Source organism: Trinickia sp. HAY1-2D, from assembly GCF_056754935.1.
The window spans coordinates 2,722,070-2,735,279 of record NZ_JBPGWX010000002.1; the positions used below are offsets into that span (position 1 = coordinate 2,722,070).

General features: G+C 66.8%; 13 protein-coding genes. 6 read left to right on the forward strand and 7 right to left on the reverse strand.

Annotation, left to right across the window (positions count from 1 at the left end; translation table 11 throughout):
- Positions 1-9 precede the first annotated feature (9 nt).
- From ACR9ZC_RS19805 to ACR9ZC_RS19820, 4 genes are read right to left on the reverse strand one after another with little or no spacing between them, the layout of a single operon-like run.
- Positions 10-1,095: a class 1 fructose-bisphosphatase gene (locus ACR9ZC_RS19805; RefSeq protein WP_331565967.1), complete on the reverse strand. Its 1,086-nt coding sequence runs from the start codon at positions 1,093-1,095 to the stop codon at positions 10-12.
- A gap of 22 nt (positions 1,096-1,117) precedes the next feature.
- Positions 1,118-2,074: a CbbX protein gene (gene cbbX / locus ACR9ZC_RS19810; RefSeq protein ID WP_481581605.1), complete on the reverse strand. Its 957-nt coding sequence runs from the start codon at positions 2,072-2,074 to the stop codon at positions 1,118-1,120.
- Between the two features lie 2 nt (positions 2,075-2,076).
- On the reverse strand, positions 2,077-2,505 hold the full coding sequence (locus tag ACR9ZC_RS19815) for a ribulose bisphosphate carboxylase small subunit (protein WP_331565971.1): 429 nt from the start codon (positions 2,503-2,505) through the stop codon (positions 2,077-2,079).
- Between the two features lie 49 nt (positions 2,506-2,554).
- Positions 2,555-4,036, reverse strand: coding sequence for a form I ribulose bisphosphate carboxylase large subunit (locus ACR9ZC_RS19820; RefSeq protein WP_481581606.1), 1,482 nt, complete (start codon positions 4,034-4,036; stop codon positions 2,555-2,557).
- Between the two features lie 485 nt (positions 4,037-4,521).
- Between ACR9ZC_RS19820 and pqqA the strand changes: the two genes are divergently transcribed.
- The 3 genes from pqqA to ACR9ZC_RS19835 all read left to right on the forward strand — a co-directional run bounded on the left by pqqA (position 4,522) and on the right by ACR9ZC_RS19835 (position 6,082).
- Positions 4,522-4,596, forward strand: a complete 75-nt coding sequence (gene pqqA, locus ACR9ZC_RS19825; protein ID WP_331566094.1) for a pyrroloquinoline quinone precursor peptide PqqA — start codon at positions 4,522-4,524, stop codon at positions 4,594-4,596.
- A gap of 103 nt (positions 4,597-4,699) precedes the next feature.
- Complete coding sequence (locus ACR9ZC_RS19830; RefSeq protein WP_481582718.1) at positions 4,700-5,317, forward strand: DUF447 domain-containing protein; 618 nt, start codon at positions 4,700-4,702, stop codon at positions 5,315-5,317.
- 27 nt (positions 5,318-5,344) lie between these two features.
- Positions 5,345-6,082 (forward strand): (5-formylfuran-3-yl)methyl phosphate synthase, encoded by a 738-nt coding sequence (locus ACR9ZC_RS19835; protein ID WP_481581607.1) that lies wholly within the window; start codon positions 5,345-5,347, stop codon positions 6,080-6,082.
- A gap of 79 nt (positions 6,083-6,161) precedes the next feature.
- Here ACR9ZC_RS19835 and ACR9ZC_RS19840 read toward each other — a convergent pair whose 3' ends face one another.
- The 3 genes from ACR9ZC_RS19840 to ACR9ZC_RS19850 are packed head-to-tail and all read right to left on the reverse strand — an operon-like array spanning position 6,162 to position 9,029.
- Positions 6,162-6,782, reverse strand: a complete 621-nt coding sequence (locus ACR9ZC_RS19840) for an amino acid kinase family protein (protein WP_481581608.1) — start codon at positions 6,780-6,782, stop codon at positions 6,162-6,164.
- A gap of 58 nt (positions 6,783-6,840) precedes the next feature.
- Positions 6,841-7,956: a hydantoinase/oxoprolinase family protein gene (locus ACR9ZC_RS19845; RefSeq protein WP_481581609.1), complete on the reverse strand. Its 1,116-nt coding sequence runs from the start codon at positions 7,954-7,956 to the stop codon at positions 6,841-6,843.
- Positions 7,953-9,029: an ATP-grasp domain-containing protein gene (locus tag ACR9ZC_RS19850; RefSeq protein ID WP_481581610.1), complete on the reverse strand. Its 1,077-nt coding sequence runs from the start codon at positions 9,027-9,029 to the stop codon at positions 7,953-7,955. The genes ACR9ZC_RS19845 and ACR9ZC_RS19850 overlap by 4 nt, the downstream gene beginning before the upstream one ends.
- Before the next feature lie 12 nt (positions 9,030-9,041).
- Here ACR9ZC_RS19850 and ACR9ZC_RS19855 point away from each other — a divergent pair, with 12 nt between their 5' ends.
- The 3 genes from ACR9ZC_RS19855 (at position 9,042) to ACR9ZC_RS19865 (ending at position 13,209) form a co-directional block, all read left to right on the forward strand.
- Positions 9,042-9,779: a HisA/HisF-related TIM barrel protein gene (locus ACR9ZC_RS19855; RefSeq protein ID WP_481581611.1), complete on the forward strand. Its 738-nt coding sequence runs from the start codon at positions 9,042-9,044 to the stop codon at positions 9,777-9,779.
- A gap of 290 nt (positions 9,780-10,069) precedes the next feature.
- Entirely contained in the window at positions 10,070-11,473 is a 1,404-nt protein-coding gene (locus ACR9ZC_RS19860) for a molybdopterin-binding domain-containing protein (RefSeq protein WP_481581612.1), read from the forward strand.
- Positions 11,470-13,209 carry a formylmethanofuran dehydrogenase subunit A gene (locus ACR9ZC_RS19865; protein ID WP_481581613.1) on the forward strand — a complete coding sequence of 580 codons (1,740 nt, stop codon included), beginning with the start codon at positions 11,470-11,472 and terminating at the stop codon, positions 13,207-13,209. Before ACR9ZC_RS19860 ends, ACR9ZC_RS19865 begins: the two co-directional genes overlap by 4 nt.
- Position 13,210: the final 1 nt, after the last annotated feature.

The window sequence follows — 13,210 nt, forward strand, 5'->3', positions numbered from 1 at the left end:
GAAAACGCATCAAGCCGGCGTCTCAGGCAAAAAAAGCGAACGCGGCTGAAAAAGCGGAGACGTATAGGGCTTGTCCTCACCGCGATCGAACTCGCGGTGATAGCGGCCGATGCGCTCGACTTCGTTGCGCGAGCCCAGAATCACGGGCACACGCTCGTGCAGCGCGCGCGGCTTCACGTCGAGAATGCGCTCGCGTCCGGTGATCGCCGAACCGCCCGCCTGCTCGATGAGAAAGCTCATCGGGTTGGCCTCGTAGAGCAATCTCAGGCGCCCCGCGACGCCGGGGGTCTTGAAGTCGCGCGGATACATGAAGACGCCGCCGCGCATCAGGATCCGATGGACCTCCGCGACCATCGACGCGATCCAGCGCATGTTGAAATCGCGCTCGCGGCAGCCGGTGCGCCCGTCCTTGCATTCCTGAACGTACCTGCGCACCGGGTCCTCCCAGAACCGCTCGTTCGACGCGTTGATCGCGAATTCGCTCGTCTCGTCGGGAATGCGAATGTCCGAATGCGTGAGCACGAAATTGCCGACATCGCGCTCGAGCGTGAAGCCGTGCGTCCCGTTGCCAACCGAGAGGACGAGCATCGTCGAGGGTCCGTAGATCGCATAGCCGGCCGCAACCTGTTCGTGGCCCGGGCGCAGGAACCCGGTCTCGCCGCTTTGCCCGTCCTTGCAACGCAGGACCGAGAAGATCGAACCCACGACGCCGTTGATATCGATGTTCGACGATCCATCGAGCGGATCGAACGCGAGCAGATACTCGCCACGCGGGTATTCGGATGGGATCGCATAGACTGTCTCCATTTCCTCCGAGACCATCGCCGCGAGCAGACCGTCCCACTCGCAATGCTGGACAAAGATCTCGTTGGTGGCGATATCGAGCTTCTTCTGCTCTTCGCCGTGCGTATTGACCGACTGTGCGGATCCGTAATTGCCGCCGAGCGCGCCGCGCGTGAGCGCCGACGAAATCGTCTTGATCGCCGCGGCGACATCGATCAGCAAGGCCGAGAGCCCCGCGGCCGCCACGGGCGACGGCTGCCGATCGAGCGTGTCGATCAGGAACTTCGAAAGGGTCGTACGTCCGTCCTGCATGGCGCTCTCCTTGACATCGTTTCTAAATCGGGCCGGGCGGCGACGTACCCGCATGGGGCTGGTGCGAGACGCCATTGAGCAGCGAGCCTGCGACGCTTTCGTCGAAGACGCGGCTCGCGCGGATGTCCTCGCTCGTGATGCGCATGAGCGCTGCCGTATCGATGGGCGCGCCGCCCGCAATCGCGCGTGCGAATAAACGCCGGGCCTGGCGCAGCCGCGCGCGGTCGAGCGCGTTGCGCACCGAGCGCGCATTGGCGAAATTCGGCTGGCGCGTGCGGCGCGCGATGTACTCGGCAAACGCTTCGCGTGCATCGGCATCGAACGCGTAATGCATGCCGTCGAGCATGCGCTCGGCGATCTGGACCAGCTCGCCTTGCTCGTAGTCCGGAAATTCGATGTGATGGGCGATGCGCGAGCGGAATCCCGGGTTGCTCTGAAAGAACGTCTCCATGCGCGACGTGTAGCCGGCCAGGATCACGACGAGATCGTCGCGCTGGTTTTCCATTGTCTGCAACAGAATCTCGATGGCCTCCTGGCCGTAGTCGCGCTCGTTCTCCGGGCGATAGAGGTAGTACGCCTCGTCGATGAACAGCACGCCGCCCATTGCCCGCTTGAGGACATCGCGCGTTTTGGGCGCGGTATGTCCGATGTATTGACCGACGAGATCGTCGCGCGTCACCGAGACGAGATGGTTGCGACGGATATAGCCGAGCCGATGCAGCACCTCGGCCATGCGCAGCGCGACTGTCGTCTTGCCGGTGCCGGGGTTGCCCGAAAAACACATGTGCAGCGTGGGCGCGCCGCTCGCGAGATCGAGTTGCGAGCGGGCCCGCTCGACGATGAGCAGCGCCGCGATTTCGCGTATGCGCGTCTTGACCGGAAGCAGGCCGACGAGATCGCGATCGAGCTCGTCGAGCACCGCCGCAATGCCGGAATCGCGATAAAGCCCGGCAAGATCGACGCTTTGGGCGCAGTCCATCGTCAGCCCTTCGCACCGTAGCGCTGACCCTCGGGCGCATTGCTCGCGTAGCTCGTCATGCTGTAGCGCTGAATGCGGCTGCGATCATCGGTCCGTGTCAGACGGAAGCCCGGCTCCACGGCGGGGCGGTTCACGATGAACGACATCCGCATCGTCTCGAAGCTGCGCGTCGAATCGAAGGCGTTCACCTTGATGTAGCGATCCGGATAGGTGGTGCGGCAGGCGCGCACTTCCTGCATGACGCCGGCGGCGTCGCGCAGATCGAACATCGGCAGACCCCACATTTCCCAGTACGTGTTGCGAGGATGAGGGTCGTCGGTGAACTCGACCGAGCAGGCCCAGCCCTGACTGAGGGCATAGTCGATCTGCAGGCCGATCTCCTCGTCGGTCAGATCGGGCAGGAAGGAAAACGTCCCTTGCGTGATTCGCATGACAAAACCTCTCGTTGGTTCGCGGTGATTTCGCGTGGGTTGATCGCGCTCAAGCCACGCTCGGCGTGACCGCATAGTCGGGCGTATCGGTCGATGCGTAGTTGAACGTCACGTCCTTCCACGTATCGAGTGCCTGTTTGAGCGGCGTGCAAAAGCGCGCCGCCGCCTCCAGGATGTCGGGCCCCTCGTTGGCAATGTCGCGCCCTTCGTTGCGCGCCTTCACCATCGCTTCGAGGGCCACCCGATTCGCCGTGGCCCCGGCCTGGATACCGGCCGGATGCCCGATCGTGCCGCCGCCGAACTGCAGAATGGCGTCGTCGCCGAACAGGTCGAGCAGCTGATGCATCTGGCCTGCATGAATCCCGCCAGATGCCACCGGCATCACTTTGCGCAAGCCCGCCCAGGGTTGTTCGAAGAAAAGGCCGCGTGACAGGTCCACTTCGTTGCGCGCCTCTCGACACACGTTGTAATACCCCTGTACCGAAAGCGGATCGCCTTCGAGCTTGCCGACCGCCGTGCCCGCATGGGCATGATCGACACCGGCCATGCGCAGCCACTTGGCAATCACGCGAAACGAAATGCCGTGATTGCGTTGCCGCGTATAGGTGCCGTGGCCGGCGCGGTGAAGATGCAGGATCATGTCGTTGCGCCGTGCCCATTTCGACATCGATTGAATCGCGGTCCAGCCGATCACGAGGTCGATCATGACGATGCAAGACCCGAGTTCCTTCGCGAATTCGGCCCGCTCGTACATGTCTTCCATGGTGCCGGCCGTCACGTTCAGGTAATGGCCCTTCACTTCGCCGGTCTCGGCCTGCGCCCGATGGACGGCTTCCATCGCGAAGAGGAAACGGTCGCGCCAGTGCATGAAGGCCTGCGAGTTGATGTTCTCGTCGTCCTTCAGGAAGTCGAGCCCGCCCCTGAGGCCTTCATAGACGACACGCCCATAGTTCTTGCCGGACAGGCCGAGCTTCGGCTTCACGGTTGCGCCCGACAACGGCCGCCCGTATTTGTCGAGCCGCTCGCGTTCCACGACGATGCCCGTGGGCGGGCCCTGAAACGTCTTCAGATAAGCCACCGGGATGCGCATGTCTTCGAGACGCAGCGCCTTGAGCGGCTTGAAGCCGAACACGTTGCCGATGATCGAAGCCGTGAGATTCGCCACGGAGCCTTCCTCGAACAGGTCGAGCTCGTAAGCGATATAGGCGAAGTACTGCGGATCGCCCTGGCTCGTTCCGGGCACAGGCTCGATCCGATACGCCTTCGCTCGGTACATGTCGCATGCGGTCAGGCGGTCGGTCCACACCACGGTCCAGGTCGCCGTCGACGATTCGCCGGCGACGGCGGCCGCCGCTTCCTCGGGCTCCACGCCCGCTTGCGGCGTGATTCGAAACATCGCGATGACATCGGTATCCTTCGGCGTGTAGTCCGGCTGCCAGTAGCCCATTTCGCGGTACTTCATCACGCCGGCGGCATATCGCTCGCGCGGAGTGCGTGCCGGCTCGACGGCTGCCTTGCTGAAATCGTTCATGACGTGTCCTCGAATTTGACTCGGCGCGCTTTGCAGCGAGTGGCCAAGCGCTTGAGTTGCACTCTAGGGGAGCACGCATGCGTTGGGAAATCACGATTTCATTCGTGAGCATTAAGCGATGCGTTATCGATTGCGGATGACGAAGCGCGATTGCGTGATATGCGTCGATCGGTTGGTCCCGCACTGCACTGTCCCGATTCGGAACGGGCTGTAACAGGCGATGTTCCAATCGGCCACGCCTGAAACACTTTGCTGCGTTTTCGTCACACCGCGGGGCTCACGCTAAACCGTGCAAACCTGCCCATCGCCTGTCATACTGGTTGCACGCACGTCGTACGAGTTGAAGGCACCGCACCCTGTGCGCAGGTCCATGCGGCTTCGCGCCTCGGCACGAAGCTTGCGTGACCGACGCTCGCCGCTCGACTCCCGGCAACCTGCCGGGCCCGCCGGCGGCACTTCCCAATGACCGAATGGAGGGACTTTCGATGCAATGGACGACACCTAGCTACTCCGACATGCGTTTCGGCTTCGAAATCACGATGTATATCGCGAATCGTTAAGACCAAGCGCGGGCCGCGTCATGCGGCCCCTTCGCCGGAGCCCGCTGTCCCTTCGTAAAACCCGGCCGGCCGATCGGCACGGTGCACCGTGATGACCTCCGCCATGATCTTCGAGACGATCGTTACCACTGCGGCGCCCGACGGCCGGCCCCACATTGCCCCGATGGGGGTGCGCTACGAGGACGGCTTCGCTGTTCTTTCCCCATTTCGGCCGTCCGCCACGCTCGATAACATCGTCGCCACGCGTGCGGCCGTTCTGAACTTCACCACCGATGTCCGCGTCTTCGCCGGCTGCGTCACGCATTGCGCGACGGATTGGCCGACGATCGCGGCCACGCGCGTCGCGACCGTGCGTCTTGCCGAATCGCTCGCCCACACGGAATTCGAGCTAGAACGCATCGAGGACGACGCTCAGCGCCCCGTGCTGCGCATGAAACCCGTGCACCAGGAGCAGCACGAGGCCTTCGCGGGCTTCAATCGCGCGCAGGCGGCCGTCATCGAAGGCGCCGTGCTGGTGAGCCGCTTGTTCATGTTGCCTGCCGACAAGGTCGATCGCGAAATGGCCTACCTGCAGATCGCCATCGACAAAACCGCCGGCGAGCGCGAGCGCACCGCCTGGAGTTGGCTCGTCGCGGCCATCGCGCGCCATCGCGCCACCACAACAGTGGGCGCAGCCCCCGCTACGGTCGATACACCGCTGGGCGGGCGCGCCCATCATTGACATCCCCACTCACCCTGGAGAGTTTGTATGACCGCATTGCTTGCGAGCGTTCGCTCGGAACAAGAGGCGCTTGCCGCCGCTCACGCCGGCGCCGAACTCATCGATCTCAAGGAGCCGCGCTCCGGTGCGCTCGGCGGTTTGCCCATCGCGCAGATCGGCAGGATTGCCGCCGCGCTGCGCGCACAGTATGCGGTGAAGCCGATCAGCGCGACCATCGGCGACATCGATAGCGAGGACGTCGACGAAGTGGCCGCGCGCGTCATGGACGTGAGCGCGGCCGGAGTCGACTACGTCAAGGTCGGCGTGACGCCGGGCGCCGGCGCAAAGCGGTGCCTCGAAGCACTCGCGAGCCTGCCGGCCGCCGTGGTGCCCGTGCTGCTCGCGGACGCCGGGATCGATGCCGCGCTCGTCGCGCATGCCGCGTCGCTCGGATTCGTCGGCGTCATGTTCGACACGGCGGCCAAAGACGGACGCACGCTCTTCGATCATGTCGACGAAGAGACGCTCGGGCACTGGCTCGGGCTCGCGCGCAAGCAAGGCGCGATGAGCGGCATCGCCGGATCGCTCGGCTGGGCGCAACTCGAGCGCATTCGCGCGCTGGCGCCCGATATCGCGGGTTTTCGCGGTGCCCTGTGCGTGGACGGACGCGGCTCGTCGCTCGATCCGCAGCGGGTGACGCAGTGGGCGCAAGCGCTGCATCCTCCCGCTGCCACGCTCGCCGAAGGCGCACCCGGCGACGCGCCAAGGCCCGCCCCGCACGCCTGAGGGGGCGGCTGGCGCACGATCGAGCCGCGGAGATTGTCCGCCGGCTCGATTCGCGGCGCGCCGCGCGCGCAACCCACCCTCAGGCCGCGCCGCCGACGCGGTCCGCGGCCCACGCGGCCGGCAGGTTCAGCAGCCGCTCATGGACGCGTTCGATGTCGTCCTTGTTGAAAAACTCCACCAGGTAGTTGGCATCCTTGACGTAACCGAGAAACCGCCGGTCCACGATGCCGCTCGAGGCGAGCGATTCGATCGGCTCGTCAAGCTCGATGGGGCAGGACTTCACCACGATCAGGCGCTCCGCGTTGAGCATCGTCGAGAGCCACGCCGCGAGGCTGTCCGAAGTCGTATCCCAGTTGCTCATCGCATCGGGCTCGTCGCGCATCAGTGCGGTCGGGACCCAGATCGCCACGCGGCCGTCGCGCAACGCGCGGCGGACCTTCGCCTCGCTCGAGGCCAGCACGAGCTCGGGCGAAAGCCCCTGCATCATCAGTGCGTACTGCGTCATCGCCAGCAGACACATGTTGTGAGCGGCAAGGTCGTTGAAACGCCATTCGGCCTGGTATTGCCGCACCTTGTCGGCGAAATCGCCGCCGCCCGGCACGATCACGACCCGGCCACCGCCCATCTCCGCGAGCTCCGTCAGCCAGCCGCGCAGCGCCGGGTCGTGACTGAGGCTGCCCCCGATCTTGACCACCCACATGATCTTCCTCGCATCGATGATTGCTGTTTGCTGATGTCCCGCCCCGGTGCGCCGGTGTTCAGCTACGACGCGCCGCCACGCCCGGCGCGCTTGCGTCGAACGGCGAGGCGCGGGCCGCCAGTAGCGCGAGCGCCACGCTCGGCGCGCACGTGGCGGCCCAGTCGCCGCACTGACCCGATGCGCCCGTCAGCGCGCCGATATCGACGTACGGGCGGCCGCGCTCGCGCGCCAGCGCCGCGACGAGGAAGCGCCCGCATCCGGCCCCGACGAGCGGCGCCGATGCGAGCCCGTCGTGGTGGCCCTCGACACGCTCGAGGTTGATGCCGGTTTGCGCCAGCTGCAGCGTGCGCCACCTGAGCGCGAAGCGCAGCCAGTCGGCGTCGCTCGCCTCGCGCGCATCGCGGCCGATCATGCGGGCAAGGCGCACGCGGCTCGCCGCCTCCGTCTTCGGGCCGCCGTCGGCGCTCGCGTGCACGTCATGCGCCGCATCGAGTTCGCCCGTGAGGCGGTAGACGTCGGCCGTCGTCGCGAACCACTCGTTCATGACGTTGGCGAACGTACCGCCGAACGCGACCCGTTGCGCCAGCCCACACAGTGGCGTGCGCACCACGCCTTGATACACGAGTTCGCCGGTGGCGAGCCGGCCCGCATCGTCTCTCGCCTCGGCCACCACCCGTCCATTCGAGATCGGTACGATGTCGGTCGTTGTGCTGCCGATATCGACGAGCACCGCGTCGGGCAGGCGCGTTGCGAGCCAACTGGCCGTTGCGAGCCAGTTCGCGGAGGCCACATGCCGCCACGCATCGGCGCAATGTTGCGCGCTGAGCCACCCGGCATCGCCGCCGTAGAACCGCACGTGCGGGCCCAGCCGTGCGGCGAGGGCCTCGGCGATTGCGCGCACGCCTTCCTCTCGGCTCGCAAACAGATCGACCATCTCGCCCGTCATCGTCACGGCGTGCCGGACATCGGGGCGGGCAGCGGCGGGCCACCGGGCCAGGGCGAGGTCGATTGCCCGATGCAGATGGTCGAGCCCCTGCCATAACGGGCAGGCCCACTGCCCGACATCGTCGATGCGGCCGGACATGCCCGTTGCGCTGACTTTCAGATGCGCTCCGCCGACATCCCAGCCGAACGTGAGCGCGTAGGGCCCGGCGGCGACGCCCCGGCCGTTCACGGACGCACCCCGCATTCGGCCAATGCGCCGACAACGGCCCTGCTGGCGGGTCGCCCAAGCCTCACACCGTGCGCCGCGAGCAGCGCCTGGGTCAGCCCGCGGCCGCGCGTTGCGGCAAGTTCCGCATAGGCGGTCGTCAAGCGCGGATTGACCTCGATTACGACAGGACCGCGCACCGGGTGCCAGACGACATCGACGCCGACGAAGCCGCGCAGGCCCGGCATCGCGTCGGCGATACGTCGTGCGAGCGAAGCGAGCGTGCGCCCGCGCGCGCTGCCGAGGTCGAGCTGGTCCGCCCGCACGCCGCGGAACTCGACGATCCGCGCCGGCGCGCCCGGCGCGTGCCGCAACGTCGCCGCTATGTCCTGACGATTGATGCTGACGAGCTCGGCGCCCTCTTCGCAGCAAATCAACGACAGACTCAGCGGCTCGCCGTCGACCCATGCCTGGAGCACGGGGTTTCGGTTGACCGCCGCGCGCGAGTCGTACTCCGCGCATGCGGCGGGAAACGAATCGAAGATGAATGTGTCGAGCGCACCTGCGCCGTCGTCGGGTTTGACCACCCACGGGCCGGCCTCGCACTCGCTGTGCCGCGAGGCCTCCGAGGCCCCGGCCGGCTCGACGGGCGAGAGCGCCGGCGTTGTCGCGATGCCCGACGCAGCCAGACGACAAGCGGTCGCGCGCTTGCTCGATGCGATCCGGATAGCCTCGCGCGAGCAGCCCAGCCAACGTTCGTTTCCGACGGCGTCGTGCAGCTCGAGCAACAAGCCGTCGCATTCGGGGGCGATGACCCACGTGTAATCGTGCTCGCGCGCCAGGCGGCCCACGAAGGCGGGAATCGATTCGCCATCGCCAGGCAGACGGTACCCAGTGCCGGAGCGCGGCGTTTCGAAGCGCGAGCTCGCGTAAGTGAGCTGCAGGCCGTCGATCTCGCGCAGCTGCCCCACGAGCGCATCGCGCATCATCCGGCCTTCGCCGATCAACGCGCCGAGATCGGCGAGGCCGCCCTCGCGCGCCAACGCGGGATCGAGGCCGCCGCCGGTGAGATACTCGTACACGAAGATCTTGCTCAAAGGACCCACCTCATGCTGGTCATACCGGTTCTCGACTTGCTCGGCGGCCAAGCCGTGCGCGCCGTGCGCGGCCGTCGGGACGACTACCGTCCAATCCGCTCGCCGCTCGCCGCGACGAGCGACCCGCTTCTCCTTGCACCCGCGCTCGCCGCCGCAAGCGCTGCCAGCACGCTCTACGTCGCCGATCTCGACGCGATCCTCGCGCGCGGCGATCATGCCCACACGCTCGCGGCCTTGCGCGTCACGATGCCCGACATCGAGATATGGCTCGATGCGGGCTTCGCAGACTATGACTCGATGCGTGCAACGTTCGCCCGCATCGATGAAGCCGTGACCTGCTCGGAGTCCGCCCCCCGCGCGCGGCTCGTCCCCGTGTTCGGGACCGAGTCGCTGCGCGACCCCAACGCGCTCGAGGCCGCGCTTGCCGATGGCCTTGCGCCGATCCTGTCGCTCGATTACCGCGCCGGCCAACTCGTCGCGCCTGCTGCTTGCGTCAGCGAATTCGAGCGCGGCACAGCTTCGTGGCCTGCTCGCGTAATCGCAATGACGCTCGATCAGGTCGGCAGCTACGCAGGCCCTGATCTCGATACTTTCCAGCGCCTGCGCGACGCGGCACCGATCGGTACGACGGTGATCGGTGCCGGCGGCATCCGTGATCGGCGCGACCTCGCCGCGGCGGCCCGATCCGGCGCACCGGCATGGCTGATTGCTTCGGCACTGCACGACGGACGGCTCGACGCTGAGCGCTAGACACCGCCGAGCCGCCACGGCAGTGCGATACACAAGTTCCATGCCATCGGCAACCGGCCAAGGCGCGCCGAAAACCCGACACGACACCGCAGCGCCTGGCCTGTGACACTCTGCCCCAAACGGCAAACAACCTGTGCGCGCGGCACATAAGCAGCGCGCATAGCGTCGAACGCTATCGGTATCGCCTCGCTCGCGCACCGAACTGAAACCCCCGATCGAAACCGCCCGCGCGAAGCGGGGCACCGCGCCCTGCGATGGGACTCGGCATAGGCCTTGCTTGATGGCCCCGCATGCCCTACTCGTCTCCCGATCCTTCGAGCGCTGGAGCGCCCGGCGCCGCCGGGCCTGTCGCACCGACGACCGTGCACGACTGGACCTGCCCGTTCTGTCCGCTGCTGTGCGACGACCTGACGCTCACGGTCGAGGCCGGCGGCACGCTCACGGCTGCGCCTGGCGCCTGCAAGCGGCTCAGCGAATCGCTGGGTCGCTATCGCGCGGACGATGCGCGCAGCGCTGCGACGATCGACGGGCAGCCCGCATCGCACGACGAGGCCCTCGCGCGCGCCGCCCAGATGCTCGCCAGCGCGCGCCGGCCGCTCTTCGGCGGCCTCGCCACGGATGTCGCCGGCATCCGTGAGCTCTATGCGCTGGCCGCCGCATGCGGGGCGACGCTCGATCATCTGCATGGTGTCGCGATGAGTACCGCTACGCGCGTGATGCAAGATCGCGGGGCGTTCTTCACCACGCTCTCGGAAATCCGCTCGCGCGCCGACCTGCTGATCTTCTTCCGTTGCTGTCCCTCCGAGCACTTCCCGCGCTTTTACGAGCGCGCGCTGGGTGTTGCCGGATTTGCGCGTGAGCTGGTCTTTGTCGGCTGCGAGGCGGACCCCGCGGCCAAGGGTCTGCCGAAGGTGCTGACCGAGACGATGCTGCCGCATGTCGACGCCTTCGATCTGGTCGCGCTCTGGTCTGCGCTGGCCGAAGGACGTCCGGCGGCCGCACTCGCTACGCTGCGCGACGACGGGCGCGCAGCCGTCGACGTGCTCGGGGCGCTGGCCGCTCGCATCGCGGCTGCGCGCTATACCGCGCTCGTCTATGAACCGGCCGCGCTGCCCGGCTCGCAGCCGGCGCTGCTGATCGAGGGACTGCAGCGCATCGTCAAGGCGGTCAATCGCACGACGCGCGCGGGTGCGCTCGCCCTCGCCGGCGACGACGGCGCGCTCACGGCCAACCAGGCCGTCACCTGGCTCTCGGGACTGCCGCTGCCGCTACGGGTCCCGCGTATCGGGCACGATGAGCTCGCTCGTGGCCAGACCGAACTCGAGCACGACGCGCACCGCCTGCGAACCGATCGTTTGCTCACTCACGGCGGCGCAGACGCGCTGGTCTGGATCAGCACCTTCGCACCCACTCGCTGGCCCGATGCGCTGGCCGCGCCGATTCCGGCCATCGTGATCGGCCATCCGGCGCTGGCCGAAGCGGCGAAGGCACGCGGCGCTTCGACGGTGTTCATTCCCGCGGCCACCCCCGGCATCGACGCGCCGGGACACCTCTTTCGCCTCGACGGCTCCGTCGTCGCGCCGCTCAAGGCCGCGCGCGGATTCTCGCTGGCGCCGATGGCCGCGATCGCGGCGGGCATCGCAGACCGACTGGCTCGAAGCGACGCACATAGCGCGGGGAAAGCGCAGCCATGACCACGATTCGCTTGAAAGGCGGCATGCTCTACGACCCTGCGCACGGCGTGAACGGCGAACGTCGCGATATCGTGTTTCGCGACGGGCGTATCGTCGCGCACGAGGCCGGCGCCCCCGTCGACGAAGAATACGACGCGACGGGCATGATCGTGATGGCGGGCGGCATCGACTTGCATTCGCATATCGGCGGGGGCAAGACCAATCTCTCGCGCTTGCTGTTGCCGGAGGACCATCGCCGCCGCGAGATCGCGACCGAGGGCGTTCATCCGGACATCGACGTTGCCGCGGCACCGGACACGGCAGGCCGCTATCTGCGGTTGCCTTCGTGCGGAACGTGTACGCCCGGGACGCTGGCGACGGGCTATCGATACGCCGAGATGGGCTACACCGCGGCGTTCGAACCCGCGATGATGCCGAGCAATGCGCGCCACACGCACCTGGAGATGGGCGATACGCCGATCATCGATCATGGTGCCTACGTCATGCTCGGCAACGACGACCTGTTCATGCAGCTGCTTTCGGCGCATGAACACGAAGAGCGCATCCGCGATTACGTCGGCTGGACCATCGACGCCAGCAAAGCGCTCGGCGTGAAGGTCGTCAACCCGGGCGGCATTTCGGCGTTCAAATTCAATCAGCGCGCGCTCGATATCGATGAAGCGCACGTCCATTACGGTGTGACGCCGCGCGATGTCGTGCGCACACTCACGCGCGCGCTCACCGAGCTTCGCGTGCCCCACCCGCTGCACGTTCATACGAGCAATCTCGGCGTGCCCGGCAACGTCGCTTCGACGATCGCGACGATGGATGCGGCCGAAGGCTTGCCGATTCACCTGACGCACATCCAGTTCCACAGCTATGGCGTGGAGGGCCCGCGCAAGTTCTCGTCCGGCGCGCGGGCCATCGCCGAAGCCGTCAATGCACGGCCGAATGTCACGATCGATGTGGGCCAGGTCATCTTCGGCCAGACCGTCACCGCCTCGGGCGATACGATGATGCAGTGGCGCAACGCGCCCTTCGCGCAGCCGCGCAAGTGGGTCCTCGGCGACATCGAATGCGATGCGGGCTGCGGCGTCGTGCCGTTCCGCTATCGCGAGCAAAGCTATGTGAACGCGCTGCAATGGATCATCGGACTCGAGATCTTCCTGCTCGTCGACGATCCGTGGCGCGTGTCGATGACGACCGACCATCCGAATGGCGGCCCGTTCACGAGTTACCCGCACTTGATCCGATTGCTGATGGACCGGACGTTTCGCGCGGAGCAGCTCGCGAAGCTGCATCCCGAAGCACAGGTCGCGAGCGTATTGCCCGAGTTGCAACGCGAGTTCTCGCTCTATGAGATCGCGATCGTCACGCGCGCGGGACCCGCGAAATTGCTGGGACTCGCGGACCGCGGACACCTCGGCGTGGGCGCAGCCGCCGATATCGCCGTCTATCGCGACGAAGCCGACCGCGAGCGGATGTTCTCGCGGCCGGCTTACGTATTCAAGGACGGCACGCTGATCGCCCGCGACGGCACGCTGCTCGCCGCCCCCACGGGCGGCATCCACTACGTGAGCCCCGAATACGATCGCGACATCGAACGCACGGTGCGCGCCTATAGCGAGCGGCATCTGACCACGAACTTCGCGCACTCGGCCATCAGCGCCGACGAGGTCTGCAGCTGTTGCCGCGGCGGCCGGCTGCTGCCCGTCGAATGCCTCGCGCATCCGCGCGCGGCGCAAACCGGACATTGAC

What these genes read in the sequence shown, in the direction of transcription:
- ACR9ZC_RS19805 (WP_331565967.1), bottom strand. Translation starts at nt 1,095, where the DNA reads ATGCAGGACGGACGTACGACCCTTTCGAAGTTCCTGATCGACACGCTC.
- cbbX (WP_481581605.1), bottom strand. Translation starts at nt 2,074, where the DNA reads ATGGACTGCGCCCAAAGCGTCGATCTTGCCGGGCTTTATCGCGATTCC.
- ACR9ZC_RS19815 (WP_331565971.1), bottom strand. Translation starts at nt 2,505, where the DNA reads ATGCGAATCACGCAAGGGACGTTTTCCTTCCTGCCCGATCTGACCGAC.
- ACR9ZC_RS19820 (WP_481581606.1), bottom strand. Translation starts at nt 4,036, where the DNA reads ATGAACGATTTCAGCAAGGCAGCCGTCGAGCCGGCACGCACTCCGCGC.
- ACR9ZC_RS19830 (WP_481582718.1), top strand. Translation starts at nt 4,700, where the DNA reads ATGATCTTCGAGACGATCGTTACCACTGCGGCGCCCGACGGCCGGCCC.
- ACR9ZC_RS19835 (WP_481581607.1), top strand. Translation starts at nt 5,345, where the DNA reads ATGACCGCATTGCTTGCGAGCGTTCGCTCGGAACAAGAGGCGCTTGCC.
- ACR9ZC_RS19840 (WP_481581608.1), bottom strand. Translation starts at nt 6,782, where the DNA reads ATGTGGGTGGTCAAGATCGGGGGCAGCCTCAGTCACGACCCGGCGCTG.
- ACR9ZC_RS19855 (WP_481581611.1), top strand. Translation starts at nt 9,042, where the DNA reads ATGCTGGTCATACCGGTTCTCGACTTGCTCGGCGGCCAAGCCGTGCGC.
- ACR9ZC_RS19860 (WP_481581612.1), top strand. Translation starts at nt 10,070, where the DNA reads ATGCCCTACTCGTCTCCCGATCCTTCGAGCGCTGGAGCGCCCGGCGCC.
- ACR9ZC_RS19865 (WP_481581613.1), top strand. Translation starts at nt 11,470, where the DNA reads ATGACCACGATTCGCTTGAAAGGCGGCATGCTCTACGACCCTGCGCAC.